This is a genomic window from Sorangium sp. So ce362 (genome assembly GCF_051519845.1).
In the GTDB taxonomy this organism is placed as follows: Bacteria; Myxococcota_A; Polyangia; order Polyangiales; family Polyangiaceae; genus Sorangium.
Window position 1 is genome coordinate 1,809,156 of record NZ_CP150332.1, and the last position, 21,232, is coordinate 1,830,387.

17 protein-coding genes and 1 pseudogene are annotated in these 21,232 nt (G+C 71.8%); 11 read left to right on the forward strand and 7 right to left on the reverse strand.

Translation table 11 applies throughout. From position 1 onward, the window contains the following. Positions 1–190: 190 nt before the first annotated feature. From WMF17_RS07130 to WMF17_RS07145, 4 genes are all read left to right on the forward strand, one after another. Positions 191–1,216, forward strand: coding sequence for an ABC transporter ATP-binding protein (locus tag WMF17_RS07130; RefSeq protein WP_437648739.1), 1,026 nt, complete (start codon positions 191–193; stop codon positions 1,214–1,216). Next, entirely contained in the window at positions 1,213–2,049 is an 837-nt protein-coding gene (locus tag WMF17_RS07135) for an ABC transporter permease subunit (RefSeq protein ID WP_437601203.1), read from the forward strand. Before WMF17_RS07130 ends, WMF17_RS07135 begins: the two co-directional genes overlap by 4 nt. Before the next feature lie 5 nt (positions 2,050–2,054). Further along, entirely contained in the window at positions 2,055–3,143 is a 1,089-nt protein-coding gene (locus tag WMF17_RS07140) for a hypothetical protein (RefSeq protein ID WP_437648740.1), read from the forward strand. Between the two features lie 120 nt (positions 3,144–3,263). Beyond that, the gene (locus WMF17_RS07145; RefSeq protein ID WP_437648741.1) at positions 3,264–3,458 is read left to right on the forward strand and encodes a hypothetical protein; all 195 of its coding nucleotides are present in this window, start codon (positions 3,264–3,266) and stop codon (positions 3,456–3,458) included. Between the two features lie 513 nt (positions 3,459–3,971). Here the strand turns inward: WMF17_RS07145 and WMF17_RS07150 are convergent. Beyond that, on the reverse strand, positions 3,972–4,844 hold the full coding sequence (locus tag WMF17_RS07150; RefSeq protein ID WP_437648742.1) for a hypothetical protein: 873 nt from the start codon (positions 4,842–4,844) through the stop codon (positions 3,972–3,974). 778 nt (positions 4,845–5,622) lie between these two features. Here WMF17_RS07150 and WMF17_RS07155 point away from each other — a divergent pair. The 5 genes and pseudogenes from WMF17_RS07155 to WMF17_RS07175 all read left to right on the forward strand — a co-directional run bounded on the left by WMF17_RS07155 (position 5,623) and on the right by WMF17_RS07175 (position 9,435). Continuing rightward, positions 5,623–6,165: a hypothetical protein gene (locus WMF17_RS07155; RefSeq protein ID WP_437648743.1), complete on the forward strand. Its 543-nt coding sequence runs from the start codon at positions 5,623–5,625 to the stop codon at positions 6,163–6,165. Next, on the forward strand, positions 6,162–7,115 hold the full coding sequence (locus tag WMF17_RS07160) for a phosphotransferase (protein WP_437648744.1): 954 nt from the start codon (positions 6,162–6,164) through the stop codon (positions 7,113–7,115). Before WMF17_RS07155 ends, WMF17_RS07160 begins: the two co-directional genes overlap by 4 nt. Positions 7,116–7,355: 240 nt before the next feature. Further along, positions 7,356–7,689: pseudogene (locus WMF17_RS07165) on the forward strand (DUF1428 domain-containing protein); the annotation flags it as partial. 298 nt (positions 7,690–7,987) lie between these two features. Beyond that, entirely contained in the window at positions 7,988–8,884 is an 897-nt protein-coding gene (locus WMF17_RS07170; RefSeq protein WP_437601211.1) for an STAS domain-containing protein, read from the forward strand. Between the two features lie 290 nt (positions 8,885–9,174). Then, a complete protein-coding gene (locus WMF17_RS07175; protein ID WP_437601213.1) occupies positions 9,175–9,435 on the forward strand; it encodes a hypothetical protein in 261 nt (86 codons plus the stop codon). 100 nt (positions 9,436–9,535) lie between these two features. Here the strand turns inward: WMF17_RS07175 and WMF17_RS07180 are convergent, their stop codons facing one another. The 4 genes from WMF17_RS07180 to WMF17_RS07195 form a co-directional block, all read right to left on the reverse strand. Beyond that, a complete protein-coding gene (locus WMF17_RS07180) occupies positions 9,536–9,994 on the reverse strand; it encodes an SRPBCC family protein (RefSeq protein WP_437601214.1) in 459 nt (152 codons plus the stop codon). Positions 9,995–10,286: 292 nt separating this feature from the next. Then, entirely contained in the window at positions 10,287–11,948 is a 1,662-nt protein-coding gene (locus tag WMF17_RS07185) for a M16 family metallopeptidase (RefSeq protein WP_437648745.1), read from the reverse strand. A 3-nt stretch (positions 11,949–11,951) separates the two neighbouring features. Next, positions 11,952–13,454 carry a M16 family metallopeptidase gene (locus tag WMF17_RS07190; RefSeq protein WP_437648746.1) on the reverse strand — a complete coding sequence of 501 codons (1,503 nt, stop codon included), beginning with the start codon at positions 13,452–13,454 and terminating at the stop codon, positions 11,952–11,954. 102 nt (positions 13,455–13,556) lie between these two features. After that, complete coding sequence (locus tag WMF17_RS07195) at positions 13,557–15,974, reverse strand: lysyl oxidase family protein (protein WP_437648747.1); 2,418 nt, start codon at positions 15,972–15,974, stop codon at positions 13,557–13,559. 181 nt (positions 15,975–16,155) lie between these two features. Here WMF17_RS07195 and WMF17_RS07200 point away from each other — a divergent pair, with 181 nt between their 5' ends. Then, complete coding sequence (locus tag WMF17_RS07200) at positions 16,156–16,941, forward strand: SDR family NAD(P)-dependent oxidoreductase (RefSeq protein ID WP_437601218.1); 786 nt, start codon at positions 16,156–16,158, stop codon at positions 16,939–16,941. 54 nt (positions 16,942–16,995) lie between these two features. On the opposite strand, the gene WMF17_RS07205 is transcribed toward WMF17_RS07200, so the two are convergent. Continuing rightward, positions 16,996–18,564 (reverse strand): DUF1552 domain-containing protein, encoded by a 1,569-nt coding sequence (locus WMF17_RS07205; protein WP_437648748.1) that lies wholly within the window; start codon positions 18,562–18,564, stop codon positions 16,996–16,998. Positions 18,565–18,628: 64 nt separating this feature from the next. Beyond that, positions 18,629–20,245 carry a DUF1592 domain-containing protein gene (locus tag WMF17_RS07210; protein WP_437648749.1) on the reverse strand — a complete coding sequence of 539 codons (1,617 nt, stop codon included), beginning with the start codon at positions 20,243–20,245 and terminating at the stop codon, positions 18,629–18,631. Between the two features lie 126 nt (positions 20,246–20,371). Between WMF17_RS07210 and WMF17_RS07215 the strand changes: the two genes are divergently transcribed. After that, complete coding sequence (locus WMF17_RS07215) at positions 20,372–21,232, forward strand: LamG domain-containing protein (RefSeq protein WP_437604220.1); 861 nt, start codon at positions 20,372–20,374, stop codon at positions 21,230–21,232.

The following is a 21,232-nucleotide window of genomic DNA, read 5'->3' on the forward strand; positions in this document are numbered from 1 at the left end:
TCTCCTGCGGAGCGCCTTGAAGATCGGCCGCAACCGCCATGGGCGGGCTCGCACATGCGTTGATGCCGGGCGCTCGATACCGGGTGTGAGCCCAGCCCGCGCGAGCGCGGGGCGGGTGATCGCAGGCCGTGCGTGGAGGCTCCGATACCTCGCCCCATCCCCGGATTCCCACCTGGGCTATGCTCCCGCCGTGCTCGCCATCGAAGCCGCCGCGCTCCGCAAGACCTACGCGGGTCTCTTCCGGCGGGAGGGCCAACAGGCCCTGGCCGGCCTCGATCTCGCCGTCCCCCGCGGCGCCGCGTTCGGCCTGCTCGGCCCCAACGGCGCTGGCAAGACCACCTTCATCAAGACCCTCCTCGGCGTCGTCCGTCCCACCTCCGGCGTCGTCCGCGTCCTCGGCGGCGCCCCCGAGGACCGCGCCGTCCGCGCCCGCATCGGCTATCTCCCCGAGCGCCTTCACCTCCCGCACGCCTGGACGCCGGTCGCCTTTCTCGCCAGCGTCGCCCGGCTCAAGCGCCTCTCGATGACCGAGGCCGCGCTCCTTCGGGATCTCGCCCGCGTCGGGCTCGGCGACAGCGTCCAGCGCCGCATCGGCGGCTTCTCCAAGGGCATGAAGCAGCGCCTCGGCCTCGCCGCGGCCCTCCTCGGCGCGCCCGACCTCCTCGTCCTCGACGAGCCCACCGACGGCATCGACCCCCTCGGCCGCGCCGAGATCCGCCGCCTCCTCACCGAGGAGCGCGCCCGCGGCGTCACCCTCTTCCTCAACTCGCACCTGCTCTCCGAGACCGAGCGCGTCTGCGACCGCATCGGCATCCTCGCCGGCGGCCGCCTCATCCGCGAAGGCGCCCTGGAGGCCCTCTGCGGCAGCGCCACGCGCTTCCGTGTCCGCTTCGCGCCCGGCTGCGATCCGGCCGCGCTCCTCCCGCTCGGCTTCGTCGCCCGCGACGCCGAGGGCGCCTTCACCTGCGACGCCGCGAGCCCCGAGGACCTCAACGCCCTGCTCGACCGCGCCCGCGCCCGGGGCGCCCTGCTCGTCGAGCTCGCCCGGGACATGCGCGACCTCGAGGACGTCCTCGCCGAGGCCCTCGGCGCGCGGGGAGGGCCCGAGGCCGCCGCCGCGGGCGGGGGTGGGCCCGGCGACGGACCGAGCGACGACCCCGGCGGCGGCGCCGGCCGCGCGCGTGCTCCCGCCCGCTCCGCCGGAGCTTCGCCGTGACGACCGTCCTCGCCGTCGCGCTCGACCTCATCCGCGAGGCGGCCTCGCGCAGGTGGTTCCTGGCCCTCGGCGCCGGCATCACCCTCCTGCTCGGCGTCGCCGGCCTCACCCTGCGCATGGACGTCGTCGACGGCGCCCTCGCCGCGACGCGCCTCTTCGGCCAGGTCGTCCCCACCGACATCCGGTCGGTCGACGTCGCCCTCCGGCCCATCTTCCGGGCGGCGGCGTATGTCATCTTCTACGGCGGCCTCGGCTTCGGCGTCCTCGCCTGCGCCGACTTCGCCCCGAGCCTGCTCGCGCCCGGCCGCATCGAGCACCTCCTCGCGCTCCCCGTCCAGCGCTGGGAGCTGCTCGCCGGCACCTTCCTGGGCGTGCTCGGCCTCGCCATGGCCGGCGCGCTCTACGGCGCGGGCGGCCTCACGCTCCTGCTCGCCGTGAAGACAGGCGTCTGGACCTTGCGCCCGGTCCTCGCCGCCCTGCTCGCGAGCGTCACCTTCGCCGCCCTCTACGGCGGCATGCTCGCGGCCGCCGTGTTCGCGCGCAGCGCCGCGCTCTCCGCCGCGACGGGCGGCGCCCTCTTCCTCGCGGGCATCGTCGCCGGCTACCGCGAGCGCCTCGCGACCTTCTTCGAGCCCGGCGCCCCCCGCGCGCTCTTCCGCGCCGTCACCTCGCTCCTGCCGCGCGTCTCCACGCTGGCCGACACCTCCGCCGATCTCGCCGCCTCGGCGCCCGTCGAGGCGCTCGACCTCGCGAGTCAGCTCGCCGGGATAGCCGTCTTCGGCCTCGCCGCCGTCGCCTTCGGCATCTGGCGATTCGAGCAGAAGGATTTTTGAGCACCATGCGTCATCGAGCCTGGCTCCTCGCTGCGGTCCTCCTCCTCGGCCTCGCCGCGTGGCTCATGGCGCGCGGCGACGACAAGGCCACGCCCGCGAAGAAGCCGCGCGTTGAGTTCCCGCGCGGCCCGCGCGGCCCCGAGGTCGAGCGCAGCCAGCGCCGCCGCACGCTGCCGCCGCCGCGGGAGGTGGACCCGAGCCAGGAGCAAAAGCCCAGGCGCGACCCGCTGCTGACGGCGCTGCCGACGGACAAGGCCACGTCGGCGGTCGTCTTCGAGGCGAGCGCCATCAAGGAGTCGCCGGCGGGCAAGCTCTGGCTCGACTGCTTGCTCGCCAAGATGGAGATGGATGGCTTCGAGGAGCTCGAGGGTGAGTTCGGGATCGACGTGCTCGAGGACATCGACCGGATCGCGGCGTCGTCGGGGGGCCTCGTGGTGATATCGGGACGACAGTCCCCGTCGGAGCGCCTGGACTCCCTGCGGGGGAGCGGCCGCGCGTACGGCGCGAGAGGTACGCTGTTCGAGGAGGAGGGCTTGCTTGTGTCCGGCAGCTGGGGTGACGGCCTCCTGTTCGTCGGCACGGACGTGCAGGCGATCGAGGCCGCGATCGACCGGCTCGAGGACAACGTGGCGCCTGCGCCGCCGGTGATCCCGGAGTGGGCGAGCTACGGGGATGCGTACGGGGTGCTCTCGGCCGACGATGTGGCGGCGCTCCTCGAGAGGAGCGCGCCGGACATCGCCGAGCGCCTGCGCGGCGCGGTGGGCCAGGTGGAGCTGCATGTCGACGCGTCGGAGGACGTCGCGATCGTGGCCGATGTGACGGGGCCCGTGGCGGCCGACGTGGACGATCTCGGCAAGACGCTCGGGACCGCGCTCTCGCTGGGCCGGCTGAAGGCGCAGGCGGACGGCGAGGAGCAGCTCGCCGAGCTGCTGGATCTGGCGCGGGTGAGCCCGCGCGAAGGCCGCTTCTCGCTGGATCTCGCGCTGCCGCTGCCGATGATCCAGAACGTGCTGGGCCGCTGCCGGGAGCGCCGGAAGGACGGCGGGGCGCCGGGCGAGGAGGGGACGGGAGGTGAGGGGGGAGAGGCGCGGTGAGGGCGCCCTGACGCCTGGGTCGCGATCCGGCGAGCCGGCGTTGTTCAGCTAGCGCGAGCGACCCGACCCCAGGTTGGGGTTGCCGCCATCCGCGCCCTACCTGTCCCCGACCGGCTCCGCGTGATCGAGCTCGTCGCGCACGAGGCGGCGAGCGACGTCCCTGCCGCAGAGGAGCCAGCTCGCTGTGGGGGCGTGACCTTGACCGAGCGGCATGGTCTTCTGCTGATCGCCGCCGACGCCACCGTGCCCGCCGATGCGTTCGATCATCGCCCTGATCGCGATGCACGGATGGATCGCATCCAGGGTGGTTCGTGAAGATCGCCTTCGATACGAGCGCGCTCGTCGCCGGACTGCACCGGGCGCACCCGCTTCATCGTGTCCTGGCATCGACCAGGGCTTCCTGGTGAGGATCGCATCGTTACAGAGGCTCGCCCGCGTCGGATCTTCCTCTGTCATGCGCCCGACGATCTCAAGCATGCAAGAGCGCTGTGCACACACCTGAGCGTGCTCCGCCGACAGGGGCTTATCGAAACCTTTCGAAACCTTTCGCGCCGAAGACCTGCTCCCGGGTAGCGCGATTGCGGATGCGCCCGCCGAACGCCTGGAGCGACAATCTGGTTGAAGCCGCTTGAAAAGAGCGAAATTTGAGCCGCCAAGGCGCCAAGGACGCCAAGGCTTGGTTCTCTTCTTGGCGTCCTTGGCGCCTTGGCGGTTCATTTCTCGCTCGATCAACGTGAATGATAGCGTCGTCCTCGCCGACGTTCAGCCAGGGCGACGCGCGATGGATGGATGATGGAGTGGAATCCAGGGTAGCCGCGCGAGAAACAGCTACTCCACGGTGGGCTCCAGCAGGGGCTCGCCGCCCGGCGCGCCCGGCTCCGTGCTCGCGCCGTCGCCGTCGCCATTGCCCGCGTTGTTCTTCCCCGCCTTCGGCTTGCGCCCGCCGCCCTGCGCGAACAGCGACGGCGCGATCGCGTCGGCGTCGTCCTCCTTCCAGCGCAGGTACGACACCGCGCGTCGGCACGCATCGTAGGCGTTCACGAGCAGCGTGAACGCCCGCGCCCGTCGCTCGGCCGCGTCACCTGCCTTCGGCGCCGGCAGGCCCGGCTGCTGGCGGGCCCCCAGCGCGACGAGCAGCTCCGGCCCGAGCTGGGAGGCGCGCTCCACGTCTCTCCACTCGACCGTGGTCCTGTTCTTCACGGCGTCCCATCCCTCGCTGAAGAGCGCCGCGAGCGCCACGAGGTCGTTGGCGGTGTCGAGGTGCCCCTGGCCTCTGCGGATCTCGGCCACCCGCGGCGCGTCGACGATCCCCTTGTGCGCCAGCGCCTCCGCCGCGACGAGCAGGTCCTCGCGCAGCGGCGCCGCCTCGTCGAGGAGCCGCTTGAGCGCGTCCTGCCCGACCGAGGCGGGCAGCGCGAGCAGGTGCGCATACCAGGCGGCGAGCGCGTACGTCTGGAGCTTGTCGAGCTGGCTCAGAGGGTGCCTGGGGAGCTCCTCCACGAACCGCGGGCGCAGCGCGTGAAGGTGCGGGACGGCCCCGATGGCCACGGAGACGGCGCGCGGAATATCGACGTTGATCGGCACCACCTCGCCGACGTCGTCGAGCTCGGGCTCGACGAGCGTGAACGCCTTGGCCGCTTCGCTCGGCGCGCCAGGCCTGGCGGGTACAGATTTCTTCGTGCTCGGCTTGGATCTCGGCATCAGCTTCTCCCTCGCAAGGTGAGCGGGCACCCGTCGATGCAGTGATGAACCACAGCGGACGGGTGGTATCGCGATCGCCCTCAGACGATGCCTCAGGAGGAATCAACAGCCATGCCAGCGCGACGAGGTCTGCTGTCGATGTCCGGCAGCGGATGAGGCTGGAACAGCTCGGCATCGCCGAGACGTACGCGGGCGGAGGGGGGCGCGGGACGCGACGCGCCTTGCGCTGCTGCGCAAGCGCTTGCGCGCAACGGCTTGCGGTCGCACCGACCCGCGCGCGCGCCTGCGATGACGGTGGTGGAGGGCGGTAGAGCCGCCTCCGGACCATCGACTGGGGCCTGGAGGGGCGGTTGAACCGCCATCGGAGCACCGATCTCGGCGCCGGAGGGGCGGTTGAACCGCCTCCGGAGCACCGATCGGGGTCTTGGATGAGCGGTCGAACCGCCATCGGAGCACCGATCTCGGCGCCGGAGAGGCGACCTAACCGCCATCGGAGCACCGATCTCGGCGCCGGAGAGGCGGTCTTACCGCCTTCGGAGCGCCGTCACCGCATGCGCACGCGCGGCTCGGTGCGAGCGCGCGCCCCCCCGCCGTCCCCCTGGCGCGCCCCGACGCGGAGCGCTAGCCTGCTTACCTGGGTGCGCAGGGGCGCCCTCCCCGCCGGAAAGAAGCCTTTCACCCTGCACGCGACGAACGCGGGTCACCTCGCACCGTCATGACCACGTCGACATCCTCGGGCCGAGGGAGCGGGCAGCGGCCGATTCGAGAGGAGACGTCCATGATGGATCCCGTTCGCGAGCTGAAGATCCGCGCCGAGCTGCTGCACAAGCGGCTCGCGTCGAACGACGCCGGGGCGCTGGCGCGCCTGCGCGCGCTGCCCGAGCTCGGACGCGCCGACGAGGCCGCGCTCGCCGCGGCCGTTCCCGGGTTGCGCCGGAAGCACTGCCTCGCTGTGGTCGCGCGCGAGTGCGGCTTCTCGAGCTGGGAGCGCGCCCGTCTCGCCCTCGCCGGAGAGCCCGGCGCGCCCGAGCTCGGGACATTGCTCTACGGAGGGCATGGCGGCGTGCTGCACCACTGGTTCGCGACCCACGACGAGGCGCTCGCCCACGTCGCGGCGCTCCCCGAGGCGCCGCGCAGCTATCTTCTCACGTACAAGCACCACTTCTTCGTCGCCGATCGCGCGTTCGTCGCGTCGCTCGGGCTCGACCCCGACGACCCGGACTGGCAGGCGATCGGATGGGACTGGGCACAGCCCGCCGACCTCGCCGCGCGGAGCCGCCTCTACGCGAAGCGGCTCGCCTCGACGCGGGGGATGGCATGAGCGCCCCGGAGATGCACCCGGACCTCACCGCCGCGCTCGAGGCCGCGTTCCCTGGGCGCCCAGTCGAGGATGTGACCTCGCTCTCGGGCGGGTTCTCCGGCGCCGCGCTGCTCGCGTTCGTCGTCGACGGCGCGCCGTACGTCGCGAAGCGCTTCGCGCTCGATCCGAGCGATCCGGAGCGGGTCGCGCGCGAGATCGCGTGCATGCGCATCGCGTCCGAGCGCGGCGTCGCCCCGCGCCTGCACCACGCGGACGCGCGGACGGGCGTGACGATCATGGACCGCATCGCGGGGACGCCGCTCCGCCCGACGGGCGACCCGACGCTGCTCGAGCGGATCGCGACGACGTTGCGGCGGCTCCACGACGGTCCGCCGTTCCCGCGCAGCCCGTCGCGCATGGACTTCCTGCGCTCCCTCGACGCGCGGTGCGCCGCGCTCGCAGGCGTGGGCCTCCCGGCGGAGCTCGTCCGCGCCGTCGACGAGCTCGAGCGGGTGAGCGCGCCCCACGCGCACGCGGCCCCGTGTCACCGCGACCTCAACCCGAACAACGTGCTCGTGACGACCGACCGCGTGTACCTCGTCGACTGGACCACCGCAGGTGCGGGCGATCCGTTCGTCGATCTCGCGCAGCTCGGCATCTTCGCGTACCCGCGGCCCGAGCAGCGCGAGGCCCTGCTCGGGGCGTACCTCGGAAGGCCCGCGGGCGACGAGGACCTCGCGCGGGCGCGCATCGGGCGCGCCATCGCTCTCGCCTTCTACGCCGCGAGCTTCTTCTTCGCGGGAGCCCGCCTCGGCGGGCCGACTCCCGCGGACGAGGAGCCCCGCCCGCTCGCGGAGGTCCTCGCCGCGTTCGGCGCCGCGCCGGAGCGCACACACCCCGGCACCGTCGCCGCCGCCCTCCTGCGCGAGATGCGCCGGGAAGCACAGGACGTCTTGCGCGGTCGGCCGTGACGCCCCGCTGAAGGCGGGGGCGCGGGCGCCCGGACGCGACCGCGGATCGTCTCGGTCCTGCGCAGAGCCGACGCGGCCGGGCGCCCAGGCCAGCCGGGCTCGACTCGGTTGCTGTGCGGCAGGACAGCAATGCTCCCAGCCGACCCCGAGGCCGCTCGACGTCACGCCCAGGGGCGAGCTCGCCGTTGGCCTGGAGTCGCCGCTTGACGCGTGAGCGGCAGGTCCGCATCCTCGCGCCCCATGAGCTACATCGACGGCTTCGTCACTCCGGTACCCGCGGGCAAGAAGGCAGCCTAGCGCGAGCTCTGCGCGAAAGCCGGCCAGATCTTCAAGGAGTATGGTGCGACGCGCACTCGTCGAGTGCTGGGGCGACGACGTCCCCGACGGCAAGATCACCGACTTCAAGGGCGCAGTGAAGGCCGAGGCAGGCGAGACAATCGTGTTCTCCTGGATCGTGTGGCCATCGAAGGAGGTGCGCGACCGGGCGAACGAGAAGATGCAGAACGACCCGCGCATGAAGATGACAGAAGACGTGCCGTTCGACCCCAAGCGCATGACCCTTCATGGCCATCAGCGCCGGCCCGCTCGACCCGTTCAACCACGCCATCAACACGCTGAGCGCCGGCGCAGGGGCACGCCGCCGCCGGCGCTTCCCCACCAGCGCGGATGTGAGTGAACGCTGTAAGCACGGAAACCTGCGCAAAGGAGCCTCGCAGCTCTGGTTGCGACAAGGAGCGCGCTGGAGGGGCGTCGCGCGCGCGATGTGCGGCAGGCGGCGACCGCCCTCGCCGGCAGCGCGCGCGCCAGGCCGCTTCGAGCGCCACGCACCGTGCTTCTTTGATATACAGTCCAGGATAGAACCGAGGGCACGGATGAGCGGTGATTCGAATTACAGTGATGTGGTTGCGGAGAACCAGCGCCTGAGGCAGCGCATCCGCGAGCTGGAGCAGGCGGACGAGGAGCGGGAGCGCCTCCTCGTTGCGCTGCGCCGCAGCGAGGAGCATGTGCGCCTTTTTGTCACCTACACGCCGGCCGCGTTCGCCATGTTCGATCGAGATATGCGCTACGTCCTGGCCAGTCAGCGTTACGGGGCAGATTTCGGCATGGACAGTCGAGATCTCATCGGTCGGAGCCATTATGAGATCTTCCCCGAGATCCCCGGGCACTGGAAGGCGATCCACCAGCGCTGCCTCGCGGGGGCCTCGGAAGGGAATGATGAGGAGCCCTTCCCGCGGGCCGACGGACACGTCGAGTGGGGGAGCTGGAAGATCTTCCCGTGGCACACGGCGACCGGCGAGATCGGCGGGATCATGCTGTTCACGGAGGTGATCACCAAGCGAAAGCAGCTCGAGGACACGCTCCGGATGCAGGCGAAGACGCTCATGGAGCTGTCGGCGCCCATCGTGCCCATCAGCCAGGGCGTCCTCGTGCTGCCGCTGGTGGGCGTGCTGGACGCGGGGCGGGCGCAGCAGATGATGGAGAACCTGCTGGGCAAGGTGGTCGAGCGGCAAGCGCGGGTGGCGATCATCGACGTCACGGGCGTGCCGCACATCGACACGGGCTCGGCGAACGCCCTGCTGCAAGTGGCGCGGGCGGTCCGGCTGCTCGGGGCGCAGGTCGTCCTGACCGGCATCCGGCCCGAGGTGTCCCAGGCCATCGTCGGCCTCGACATCGACCTCGCCGGCATCGTGACCCGCCGCGATCTCCAGAGCGGGATCGCGTTCGCGGCCACGGCGAGCCCGGGAGCACCGTCGCCGTCGCCGCGATGAGACGTACCCGGCCTCGCCGCAGCGGCGGAGGCCGGCGCGGCTCAGGAGCGCGACGCGGGTGTCGGCCGGGGGCGAGCCGGCGTGCTCGGCACGGCACCTGACCACGCCGAGAGGGTGGTGACCGGCCAGGTTCCGCTCGTCGCCCGAGCCCACATCCCCGCGGCGCATCGGGGCCACGCAGAAACCGAAATGGACGCATCGATCGGCGCGGAATCAATCAATCCTTCACCGTTGCGCCTGCCTCACAGCAACCCGGTTGACGCTCGGCGATCGGGCTCCAGAGGGACACAATGAAACGCACGAAAGAGCATGCAGGACCGAGCAAACAGGCGGAGCAGCAGGTGGGCGGCGAGCAGCAGGAGCCGGGAGCGCCGACGCGGCATCTGAACGACGACAAGACGACGCAGGGAGCGAGCGATATCGAGAAGATCGCGCGCCAGCAGGGCGCCTCGCAGCGGGGGTACACGGCGGACGGACCGCACGAAGATCGACCAGCGCAGTTCGACCCGGCGCACCCGGGTGGGCGGCCCGAGGGCGATCCGCGCCGCTGACGCGGATGGCAGAGGCCGCGGCACCCGCGCGCGGCGTGATGGCCGCGGTGAGGGGGCGCGTCGCGCGATGGCCGCGACGTCGGCGATTCGAGCGAGCGGGCTACTGCGGCGGGGCTTCACAGGCCCGCCGCGTCACCTCGTGGCGGTAGTCGAACATCCGCTCCAGCTTGCGCCGGACGAAGCGAGCGCCGCCGAGCCGGCCAATGAGTCCGAGCGGGAGCTCGTACTCCACGCGATCGGTGAGCGTGCAGCCGCCCGAACCGTCGGGATCCATGCGGTGGGTGTGGACCCAGCGCTTGAAGGGCCCGCTGCGCTGCGTGTCCTGGAACATCCGGCCCTGCTCGTACTGCGTGTGCTCCGCGACCCAGCGCACCGGGACGGGGCCGATGCGCGCCTCCAGGACCACGCGCGCGCCGACCAGGATGCCGCCGGCCTTCTCCAGGACCCGCGCCCGCTCCCAGGGGGGCGTGAGCCGCTCCAGGGCGTCGGGCTCCTCGTGGAAGGCGAAGACCCGCTCGGGGGGCGCGGCGATGCGCGTGCGCTTCTCGAAGATCGGCATGGCGCGACCATGGATCGCGGCCTGCCGGCGCGCCCGCGCCCCGCCGCCGCCTCGGGCGACGGCGCGCCGATCGCGCGGGTCCTCGGGATCGGCCGCTCGGGCGACGCGGTGCGCTCGCGGTGGCCTGCGCGCTCGGGTGCCCGGCGCGTTCATGCATCAGCGACGTCCTGAGCGCCCGCGAGAAGGGGTGGGGGACGCCGGCCGGCGAGGTGGCCGGCGCCGCCGGGCCCGCCTGCGTGGCGGCTGGCGTGCTCCACGCCAGCCGCCACGCAGGCGAGCGGCACCGCGATTCTCACGGCTTCTTCGCTGCAGGGGGAGCCGCCGGCGGCGCGGCGGGCTTGCCGGCCTGGGGCGCGGCGGGCTTGCCGGCCTGGGGCGCGGCGGGCTTGCCGGCCTGGGGCGCGGCGGGCTTGCCGGCCGCCGGCTGTCCGGCCTTCACGCCCGGCGCCTTCTGGACGGTGACCTCACCGAGCTGCAACGCCGGGAGCTGCTCTCCGAGGGCGCCGGCGTCGCCCACCAGGACGACCCGGAGCTGCTCGGGCACGAGGTACTTCTGCGCGACCCGCTGCACGTCCGCGGGCGTGATCCGCTGGAGCCTCGCCGGCCGCGTTCCGAACTCGTCGAGCGGCAGATCGTAGACAGCGAGGCTCGCGACCGTCGACGCTGTCGCGCCTGCCGTCTCGAAGCGGGCCGGCAGCTGGCGGATGAGGTTCGCCTTGGCGTCCGCGAGCTCCTCGATCGTGACCGGCTCCCTCCGCATCCGCTCGAGCTCGGCGAGGATCTCCTTCACGGCGGGGCCGGTGTTCTCCCGCACGATGGCGCCGCCCGCGGAGAACGGGCCCGCGCCGTGGCGCATGTCGAAGCCGGAGCGCGCGCCGTAGGTGTAGGCGTGCTTCTCGCGCAGGTTCAGGTTGAGCCGGCTCGAGAACTGCCCGCCGAGGAGGGTGTTCATCACGAGGAGCGCGTCGTAGTCCTTCGTCGCGCGCGGCACGCCCGGCAGCGTCACCGTCACGGTCGACTGCGTGAGCCCGGGCCGATCGACCAGCACGATGCGCGGCGCGCCCGCCGCGATCGCCGGCGGCTCGGCGGGGAGCTCCGCCTTCGCCGGGACGGGCGGCGCGCCGATCGGGCCCTTCCAGGCGCCGAAGACCCGCTCCACCTCCTTCACCGCGTCGGCCTTGGTGATGTTCCCGGCGATGGCGACGGTCGTCAGCTCCGGCCGGAACTGCGCGGCGTGGAACCTCGCGAGGACGCCCGCCGTGATCTTCTTCAGCGCCGCCTCGGTCCCGAGCAGCGGCGTGCTGTAAGGGTGGCCCTCGGGGTAGAGGACCAGGCCCTGGGTGATGGAGAGGAGCGACGCGGGCCGGTCGTTCATCTCGGCGAGCTGGGTGATGCGGCGCGACCGCTCGCGCTCGATCTCGGCCGGCGCGAACGCCGGGTTCATGTACGCGTCGCCGAGCAGCGTGAGCATCTCGCCGAACCGCGGCGTCACGCTCTGGCCCTGCACGCCGCCGCCGTCGAAGTCGACCCCGGACGAGAAGTTCGCGCCGAGCTTGCCGAGCGCGTCGCTGAACTGGAGCGCGGTGCGGGTCCTGGTGCCCTGCGTGAGCATCGCGCCCGCGAACGCGCCGACGCCCGGATCGGCCTGGTCGGCGCCGCGGACGGTGGTCACGTCCACCGCCACGATCGGCAGCTCGTGCCGCTCCACGACGAGGACGCGGATCCCGTTCGCGAGCTTCGCCTCCTCGATCCGCGGCGGCACGAAGACCACCTCCGGCCCGGGGGGCGGCGACGATTTCCGGAAAGTGTCCGCCGGCGCGGGCGGCGGCGCCGCGGCGGGGGGCGGCGCGGACGGCGCCTTGGCGGTCGCGGCGGGCGGCGCCGGCGGGTTCGAGGCGCAGGCGGCGAGCGCCGCGGCGGCGAGCGAGACGGAGAGGATTCGTTTCATGCGCATGGCTCAACCCCCCTTCGGCGCGGCCGTGCCGGCCGCGGTCTGCTTCACGAGGCGCCCGGCCTTCGGGGCGCCCGGCTTCGGCGTGACGAGGGCGATCACGCGCCTGCCCCGGGGCAGGAGCTCCGCGGTCGCCTTCTGCAGGTCGGCGGCCGTGACCCCCTCGTACCTGGCCACGTCCTTCGGGAAGTACCCCGGATCGCCGGCGAGCTGGTTGTAGTTGTTGATGGCGTTCGCGCGCGCGGTCACCCGCTCCATGCTGAAGATCAGATCCGAGAGCAGCTTCGCCCGGGCCCGCTCGTGCTCGTCCTGCGTCGGCGGCGCCTTGCGCAGCTTCTCGAGCTCGGCGTCGATCAGCTTCAGCGCCTGCTCGGGCGACTTGCCCTTCTTCAGCGTGGCCGTGATCTGGAAGGTGCTGGCGAGCTGGCTCGACGCCTGGCCCGCGAACACGTCCTGCGCGATCTGGAGATCGTAGACGAGCTTCTTGTAGAGCCGGCTCGTCTTGCCCGAGGCAAGGACGTTGGCGACGAGGTCGAGCTCGGCGTCGCCGGGCGCGAAGCCCGGCGGCGTCACCCAGCTGATCGTCACGCGGGGCAGCTCCACGTCCGCCTCGATCTCGAGGCGCTTCTCGGTCGCGAGGTCGCCGGGGTCGGGCTTCGACACGACGGGCGGCGGGGCGCCCTTCGCGATGGGGCCGAAGTACTTCTGGATGAGCTCCTTCGCGCTGTCCCGCGCGATGTCGCCCGCCACGACGAGGGTCGCGTTGTTCGGCACGTAGAACGTCCGGAAGAAGGCCTGGACGTCCTGCATCCGCGCGGCGTCGAGGTCCTCGGGCGTGCCGATGGTCAGCAGGTGGTAGGGGTGGCTCTCCGGGAACAGGGCCGCGCGGAGGAACTGCGGCACGAGGCCGTAGGGCGCGTTCTCGTAGTTCTGGCGGCGCTCGTTCTTCACGACGTTGCGCTGGCTCGCGAACGTCTCCTCGTTCGCGTGGTCGAGCAGCCACCCCATCCGGTCGCTCTCCAGCCAGAGCGCGAGCGCGAGCTCGTTGGCCGGGACGGTCTCGAAGTAGTTCGTGCGGTCGGCGTTGGTGGTCCCGTTGCGTTCGCTCGCGCCGGCCCGCTCCAGGTACTTGAAGAACATGTCCTCGCCGACATGCTTCGAGCCCTGGAACATGATGTGCTCGAAGAGGTGCGCGAAGCCGTTCTTGCCGCCCGGCTCGTCCTTGGAGCCGACGTGGTACCAGACGTTGACGGCCACGACGGGCGTGCGGCGATCCTCGTGCAGGATCACCTCGAGCCCGTTCTGGAGCGTGTACTTCTCGACCGGGATCATGACGCTCACGCTGGTCGTGGCCGGCGCTGACGCGGCCGGGGGCGCCGCGGCCGGGGGCGCCGCGGCCGGGGGTGCGGCGTAGGCGGGCAACGTCAGGCCGAGCGCGGCGACGAGCGCGCTCGACAGGGACGAGAGCGCCCGGAGGCGCCTCCGTTCGGACGGATGGTTGGCTCGCATGGCGCGGTTCTACCGCAGATCGCCCAAGGTCGAGCGCAAACTTCGCTCGTGGAGAGGGGGCGGAGCGCCGCCGCGGGGGTCACGCGCTTGCGGCGCGCTCCCTCAGCGCAATGGCGTGACGAAGAGCTGGTACGGACCGAAATCCACCGGCGTGCGTCCGCTCACGGTGATGGAGCCGAGGCCCCCTCCCGGGCGCATCCCGAAGATCGAGGCGTTTGCGCCCTCGGGCGTACCCGCGCACGCGTTGAGCGCGCTGGAGCACTGGACGTTGACCGGATTGCAGGCATCGTCCGCGGTCTTCAGCGTCATCGGGAAGTCCGTCAGGCCGCACGAGGACACAAGGATGGGGACCCCCGGGCACACGGGGACATAGAACGGCTGCTCGGGGCTGCTCGGACCGCACACGGCCGCGGGAGGGATCGGCGCCCGGGTTGTGTCGCCGCTGACGAGGCCGCTGCCCGCGATGACCCCGGCCCCCTCCCCGAGGCACGACGGGCGCTGGAACCGGAGGCGCACCCTGCCGCGATCCCCGGGCCTCACGGCCTTGACCACCACCGTGTAGGTCCCGGCCGGGAGCTTGGCCGCGTAGTGCGCGCCCAGCGCGACGCCGCCGCAGCTGCGGGCCGCGCAGCCGATGGGGGCGCCGCCGCACCCGTCGCCCTCGAGCACCGCGAGCACCGTGTCGAGCTCCGATTCCAGGGTCCCGAGGTACACGACCTGCTCGGACGGCAGCGTGAACCGGAAGAACACCTCGCCGCCCTCGCCGCCGCACGAGAGCGCCACGTCCGGCGTGTTCTCCGCGGTGATCTCCGCCGTGTAATCCGCCGAGTCCGAGAGCTCCCCCGGCGTCTCGCAGCTGTCGGCGCCCGGGATCGGGGCGCACCCGTCGTCCGGGACCCCGTTGCAGTCCTCGTCGAGCCCGTTGCCGCACACCTCGGGCAACGGGAAGCTGCACGTGCTGCCCCCGCATCCGTTGTCGGCGATCCCGTCGCAGTCCTGGTCCACGAAGTCACCGCAGATCTCCGGCTCGAAAACGCAGGGCGCGAACGCCGGGACGTGGACGGGCACCTCGACCACGTTGTTCTCGATCGACTGCTCGGCGACCGCGCCGGTCGGGTTGACGGCGACGCGGAGGATGTAATTCCCCTCGGGTACGTCCGTCACGTCGATCCACTGGCACGGCGTGCCGACGCTGTAGATGTCCGCCCACCCCGCGCTCAGGAAGTTGCACCCCGTGCCCCCCGAGGTCGGCAAGCCCGGCGTCGCCGGGGACTCGAAATCGAGAGGCTCCATGTCCGTCAGGCAGAACGCCTGCTTGTGGCCCTGCGAGACGACCTCGCCGTCCGCGTCGAGCAGCCGGTAATCGGTGAACTCCCTGAAATGGAAGTGCCCGTGGCATTGCGCGTACTCGAAGAGCGGGCTGTCGAACTCGGGGCCCGGGTCGAGGTGGCCGGGCCCTGCGTTCTCGATGCGCCCCTCGAAGTGGAGGAGGTGCCGCCTGCCGGGGCCGCCGATGCACCCTTCCATGATCTCGCAGGCATCCGCGGGGAACGTCTGGTACGCGAACTGGACCGTGTCGACGATGCGCTCCCTGTCCGGGCGCAGGTCGGGCACCATGCAGACGCCGGCCGAGCACGCGTGGCCGTACGGACAGCACGCGCCGCCGCACATCGCGCCGTCGCAGGCGGGGTAGTCGACGGAGAGGACGAGGGTGTTGTTGTCGAAGCTCGCCTCCGCGAGGGTCCGGTTCGGGTTGACGGTGATCTCGAGCTCGTAGAGCCCGGCCGCCACGCCGGTCACGTCGAGAGCGTTGCAGGCGACGGTGCCGGGCTGCTCGACGCGGTCCCCGGGGCCGAGGCCCTGCGCATTGCAGCTGTACCGGCCGCCCCGCATCGCGACGCAGCGCGCGTCGAGCTCGCCCTCGGCGACCGTCGCCTCGCCCTGCTTGAGGCGCGCGCGGAAGAAGCGCGGGACGACGTAGCTGTCCTCGCAGAAATTCGGCTCGAACACGGCGCTCTCCGAGGGCACGCCGAGGTCGAGCGGCACGTCGCCGGCGTTCCTGAGCGAGACGTTGAAGCGCATGAGCGCCCGCCGGCCGCTCGCGCCGACGCAGCCGTGCAACAGCTCGCACGCGTCCTCGCCCACGCTGATCGAGGCGAAGGTGACGGGCTCTCCGCGCTGCGTGGGCTCGAGCACGAGGTCTGCCGCCGCGCAGGCGCCGTCCACGCACGCGGCGCCGGGGCTGCAGCACCCCGTGTCACCGCAGGCGCGCGCCTCCTCGCACCCGGCAGCGCAGCCCGACGGCTTGCCCTCCGCGTCGATCTGGCACCGCGACCCTTCGGGGCACACGACGTCCGAGCCAGCGCACCGGACGCCCCCGGCTCCGCCGCTCCCGCCGCCGGCGCCGCTGGCTCCTGCTCCGCTCCCGCCCTCTCCCGTGCTGCCGCCTCCTCCCGTGCCCGAGGGCGGCTCGGTCCGCCCGTCGTCGCAGGCGGCGGTCGCCAGAAGCCATGATCCCATCAACAGCGCTTTGACGAACTTCTTCATGTACACCCGGGTCGGGAGGGCCGATGAGCGGCGCGAGCCGGGCGGCGTACGCTGCTGCGGCTGGCCGCCAAGCAAGCTGCGTATCGTAGGGGTGCGCGCGGCCTGGGGCAGCAAGTTTCACCTCGCCATCCGCGGGGCGTATACTCTCGCCGACATGGCCCTTGTCGTCGTCATCACCGGTGCATCCAGCGGAATCGGTCGGTCGCTCGCGTTCTCCTGGGCGAAGCGCGGGGCGAGCGTGGTGCTGAGCGCGCGCGGGCACGAGGCGCTCGAGCGGGTCGCCGCCGAGGTGCGCGCGGCGGGCGGCGACGCCCTCGCCGTGGCCGGCGACGTGACCGTCGAGGAGGACCGCAGGGCGCTCTGCGAGCGGACGCTCGGCGCGTACGGCCGGCTGGACGTGCTGGTGAACAACGCCGGGCGCGGCTACTACGCGCCCTCGCTGGAGATCGACCCCGCCGAGCTCGAGGCGATCTACCGGCTCAACGTCGTCGCGCCCGTGCGCCTCGCGCAGCTCGCGATCGAGCCCCTCTCGGCCGCGAAGGGCACGATCGTCATGGTCTCGTCGATCGCCGGGATCGTCGCCGCGCCGCGGATGGGCGCGTACGCCTCGTCGAAGTTCGCGCTGGAGGCGCTCGCGATGTCGCTCCGCGCGGAGCTCGCGTCGCGCGGCGTGCGGGTGCTCGTTGTGCGTCCGGGCCCTGTCGCGACCCCGTTCCACGCGAACGCCGTGGTGACCGACGACAACGTCGGTTACCGCCCGCCGGGCCACAAGCCGCAGAGCCCCGAGGCGGTCGCCGAGGGGATCGTGCGCGCCGTCGAGGCGGGCCGGGACGTCCTGGAGACGAGCCTCTTCGTGAAGACGGCGAGCCTCGCTGCCCGCGTGGCGCCCGGCCCCGTGCGCTGGTTCACGAAGCGGATGGCGCGCCGCTCGGGGCTCTGAGCGAGGCGCGCCCCGTCCGCACCCGGAGCGCCGTGGAGACCGTGATTCGCCGCGCTACCGCAGGATCTCCTCGAGCAGCGCGTTCGGCTCGCCGCGGCGATCCTCGCCGAACGACGAGATGCCCAGGCCGTAGTACTGGTTCATGATGGTGAACCACAGATCGCGGAGCTGGCGATCGTTGCCGAGGGCGTCGTAGGCGACGTGCGCGTCGTTCAAGAAGACGCCGTCGCCGCCGAGGAGCACGATGGGCAGGTCGTACCCGTCGTGATCGTGCGAGCGCATCTCGCTCATGTGCACCATGACGCTGTGATCGAGCACCGTGCCGTCGCCCTCGGGGATCGCGTCGAGCCGCTGCGCGAGCTGCGCGGTCTTCTGGGCGAGCCAGCAGTTGATCGCCGCGTAGTCGAGGTTGCTCTGCTGGACGATCTTGTACTGGCCGTTCTGGGTCGCGCGGTCCATGTTGCCGGCGGCGTGCTGGGAGGAGTGGAAGTGCAGGCTGCTCTCTCTCCTGTACGCGAGTCCCACCTTGGCGCGGACGTCCTCCGGGATGCACCGATACTCGAACTCGGAGCGCATGTCGTCGAGCATGTGGGTGATCACGCGCGTCACGTCGCATTGAATGGCCATGACGATGAGGTCGATCATGACGTTCGCGTGATCGTCGTGCTTGTACGGGCCGGCTCCCGTGTTGTCGTTCTCGTTGAGCCCCTCCGCCTGGCCCGGCGGCTCGGGGACCACGCCGGGCTTGTCGATCAGGCTGCAGCTCAGGCCCGCCGGGGGGGTCATCGTCGACTGCACGCGGGTCACGTTCTTCTCGATCTCGCGCAGCGAGTCCAGGTATTGCTGGACGATCTTGCGATCCTCGGAGCCGACCCGGTTGATGAGCGAGTTCGCGTCGGCGAGCACGCCGTCGATGACGCTCTTCTCGGTCGCCGCGCGGCGCTCCGCCTCGATCCTGGTCTGCTCGTCGCTCTGCCCTGGCACGGACCCCCCTTGCGCCGCGCCCGCGCCGACGAGCGCGTCGAACACCGCCTTCGGGTTGACCGAGCGCTTCAGCGGCTCGCGCGGGCTCTTCCAGGAGAGCACCTGATTGTAGGCGTAGCTGCGCTGGTCGAAGAAGCCGGGCTTGACGCCGAGCCCCGTCTGCAGCGACGGGATGCGGGTCGCCTGCTCCGGGCCTGCCTTCTGGACGATGAGCTGGTCGACCGAGACGCCGTTGCCCACCCACTCGCCGAGGTCCTGGCGCGCCGCCCTCCCCAGCTGATCGGCGTCCACGCAGGTCGAGAGCGCCGCGCCGAGGCGCGAGTGGGAAGGCTCGATGTAGGGGTGCTGCTCCGTGCTCCACGTGTAGTTGCCGAGGCGGCTTATCATGAGCATCTTCGACTTCACCGGCGCGAAGTGCTCGAGCACCCTCGGCAGCTTGAAATCGGCGCCCTTCAGCGTCTTTCCGAACGCCGGGGCCGTCTCCCACCAGTGATGGGGCGCCCCGTTCGGGAAGGTGCAGAGCAGGAAGCGCTTCGGGGTGCCGGGCTCCCCAGCGCTCGCCCGGCGCGGCGCGAGGCTCTCGAGCCACGGCAGCGCCAGGCAGACGCCCGCGCCGCGCAACAAGTTTCTGCGTGTCATCAAGCGTTTCATGTGCGCATCGCTCCTTCGTGCCTCGTCTTGTGCAGAATCAACCCGCGCGGCCTCACGGCGCCTTGTCCTTCGCTCGAAGGCGGAACGCCTCGCTGGTCACCACCTGCTTCACCAGAGCCGCGACCGTCCCGCCGCCCCAGCGCTCGGCGATCTCCGTGAGCCTGGTCCTGTCCCCGCCGTTCGGGCGCCGGCGCAGGGCGTAGCTGAAGACCTGCTCGGTGGGGCACCTCCCCGACTGGGCGGACTCCACGAGCACCGGCACGAGGCCGGAGATGTCCTCGAACACCACGCCCTCGTACACCCCCGTCGCGTCGACCGGGTCGCCGTTCGGGTACGCGGTCCGGTAGGCGCCGATCGGGTCGAAGTGCTCCAGGCTCAGCCCGATCGGATCGAGCACGTTGTGGCAGCTCGCGCAGTCGGGCGACGCGCGGTGCTTCTCGAGCGCCTGGCGCACGTTTTCGATGGGGCCCTCGCCCCCGCCCGCGTCGCCGAGCTCCGGGATGTCCACGTTGGCGGGCAGCGCCATGGGCACGCAGAAGAACTGCTCCAGGATCGTCTTCGCGCGGGACGTGGGAGAGGTCCGGTCCGCGCGGGACGACAGCGTCAGGAACGCTGGGAGCGTGAGGAACCCCTCGCGCGCGCCCTCGGGGTCGTTCGCGTAGAGCGGCTCGAGCAGCCGGCTCTCCGGGTGGGGCGCCGTGAGGAACTCGGACCAGGGCCGCCCGCCGGTCGTGAAGCTCACGAAGTAGGCGTTGACCTGGTCGAGCATCGCGCCCTTCACCTCGTCGTTCCAGATCGGGAACCGGGTCGCGTCGGCGTTGTGGCTGGGGAGCGTGCGCGTGCCGAGCCACTGCCCGAAGAAGTTCTGGAAGAAGGCGGCGCTCTTCGGGTCGGCCAGCATGCGGTCCACCTGCTGCCTGAGCTCGTCCTCGGTGGCCAGCTGATCGCCCTCCGCCGCGTCGAAGAGCGCCTCGTCCGGCAGCGAGCTCCAGAGCAGGTACGAGAGGCGCGACGCGATCTCGTGGCCGTTGAGGGCGCCCGGCGATCTCTCGGAGTCGGGTCCCTCCTCGATCCTCAGAAGGAAATTCGGCGACGTCAGCAGGGTCCGGACGACGTGCTGCACCGCCTCGACGGGAGACATCTCGAGGGTGGTCTGCGCGTCGGTGTACTGCGCCGCGTACCGGTCGACCTCCGCCGCCTCGAGCGGGCGGCGGAAGGCGCGCAGCCCGAAGCGCTCGATGATCTCGCGCGCGCACCCGTCGCCCGCGCTCTCCGCCGGGTCGCACACGAGGATCGCGGCGCGCTGCGCCTCGTCCGAGAAGGCGTCGGCGGCGAGCTCCTTGGCGGCGTCGTAATACCCCTGGACCAGGACCTGCGAGAGGTTCGAGAGCGCGTTGACGTTCGCGTCGAAGCCCTTCGCGCCGAAGGCGGGGAAGCCATCCGCGGGCCTCAGGCGCGTTCCCAGGAGGTGGGCGACGGTGTTGTTGTACTCCGACGCTGTCATGTGGTGCACGGGCATCCCGTCTGGCGCGACGGAGACGTCTTGCTCCGGATCGTCCTGGCTTCCATCGTCCTGGCTTCCGAGGCTGCCAGTGCACGAGATGCCGAGGAGACATCCCCCGGCGGCGAGCCACGGACTCGCGAACACTCGGTCAAGTCTGAACGTCATCGTCGTCTCCCGCGTGTGGATTCGGCATTTGTCCCCTCGTGACCGGAGCGTGCCGATTTCGTGATCAAATCGACCACGGGGCCGCGTTAAAATCAGGCCGTGCCCTGCGCGCAGAAAACTCCGGTGATGGTGTTGCTCCTCGGGCTGTCCGGGTGCGGGGCGGACGAGGAGATCGCGGTGGGCCGTATGAATCCGGCGTCAGCGGCGAGCGTCAGCGGTGGTCAGACGGGCAGCGGCGGTGGGGTGGGCAGCGGCGGTGAGGCGGGCAGCGGTGGTGGAGGGGGTGATGGCACGATCTCCTGTGATGTATTGCCGTCGCCGACACATCGGTACACGTTCGACGGTGTGGGGGATGTCGTCGCCGATCTCATCGGAGGTGCTGACGGCGCGATCCTCGGCGGCGCGAGCCTCGACGGCGGAGGGGGGCTCACCCTCGATGGCGAGGACGACTACGTCGATCTGCCGGCGGGGCTCCTGGCGGGATTGCGCGACGTCACCGTCATGGTCTGGGTCGCCCGCGACCGCGGAGGCGCCTACCTGCGCATCGTCGATTTCGGCCTCGCCAGCGGAGGCGAAGATCCCGTCGAAGGCGAGGGGGGTGTGGGAACGTCCTACCTGGTGATCACCCCCTCGACGGGCTTCGAGGTGCGGGGTGTCTCCGCGCTCGCGAGCGACAGCGGCGTGAGGGGCGAGGTGGCGATCCACGCCGAGCCGACGCTCGAGGACGGCGAGGTCCATCAGGTCGCCGTCGTCTTCGACGGCGCGGCGGCGACCCTGGCCCTCTACCTGGATGGCGCGCTCCTCGGCAGCGACACTGTCGACTTTCCGCTCTCGGGGATCCAGGACGTGAACAACTGGCTCGGGCGGTCCCAGTTCGATGCGGACCCGTACTTCGGTGGGCGCTACGACGAGCTGCGCATCTACGGCGAGGCGCTGGCCGGCTGCGCGGTCGAGGCCGCGTGGAATGCCGGCCCGGATCGGCCCTGA

What these genes read in the sequence shown, in the direction of transcription:
- WMF17_RS07190 (WP_437648746.1), bottom strand. Translation starts at nt 13,454, where the DNA reads ATGCGAGCCAACCATCCGTCCGAACGGAGGCGCCTCCGGGCGCTCTCG.
- WMF17_RS07175 (WP_437601213.1), top strand. Translation starts at nt 9,175, where the DNA reads ATGAAACGCACGAAAGAGCATGCAGGACCGAGCAAACAGGCGGAGCAG.
- WMF17_RS07180 (WP_437601214.1), bottom strand. Translation starts at nt 9,994, where the DNA reads ATGCCGATCTTCGAGAAGCGCACGCGCATCGCCGCGCCCCCCGAGCGG.
- WMF17_RS07140 (WP_437648740.1), top strand. Translation starts at nt 2,055, where the DNA reads ATGCGTCATCGAGCCTGGCTCCTCGCTGCGGTCCTCCTCCTCGGCCTC.
- WMF17_RS07185 (WP_437648745.1), bottom strand. Translation starts at nt 11,948, where the DNA reads ATGCGCATGAAACGAATCCTCTCCGTCTCGCTCGCCGCCGCGGCGCTC.
- WMF17_RS07155 (WP_437648743.1), top strand. Translation starts at nt 5,623, where the DNA reads ATGATGGATCCCGTTCGCGAGCTGAAGATCCGCGCCGAGCTGCTGCAC.
- WMF17_RS07170 (WP_437601211.1), top strand. Translation starts at nt 7,988, where the DNA reads ATGAGCGGTGATTCGAATTACAGTGATGTGGTTGCGGAGAACCAGCGC.
- WMF17_RS07210 (WP_437648749.1), bottom strand. Translation starts at nt 20,245, where the DNA reads ATGACGTTCAGACTTGACCGAGTGTTCGCGAGTCCGTGGCTCGCCGCC.
- WMF17_RS07215 (WP_437604220.1), top strand. Translation starts at nt 20,372, where the DNA reads ATGGTGTTGCTCCTCGGGCTGTCCGGGTGCGGGGCGGACGAGGAGATC.
- WMF17_RS07205 (WP_437648748.1), bottom strand. Translation starts at nt 18,564, where the DNA reads ATGACACGCAGAAACTTGTTGCGCGGCGCGGGCGTCTGCCTGGCGCTG.
- WMF17_RS07160 (WP_437648744.1), top strand. Translation starts at nt 6,162, where the DNA reads ATGAGCGCCCCGGAGATGCACCCGGACCTCACCGCCGCGCTCGAGGCC.
- WMF17_RS07195 (WP_437648747.1), bottom strand. Translation starts at nt 15,974, where the DNA reads ATGGGATCATGGCTTCTGGCGACCGCCGCCTGCGACGACGGGCGGACC.
- WMF17_RS07200 (WP_437601218.1), top strand. Translation starts at nt 16,156, where the DNA reads ATGGCCCTTGTCGTCGTCATCACCGGTGCATCCAGCGGAATCGGTCGG.
- WMF17_RS07150 (WP_437648742.1), bottom strand. Translation starts at nt 4,844, where the DNA reads ATGCCGAGATCCAAGCCGAGCACGAAGAAATCTGTACCCGCCAGGCCT.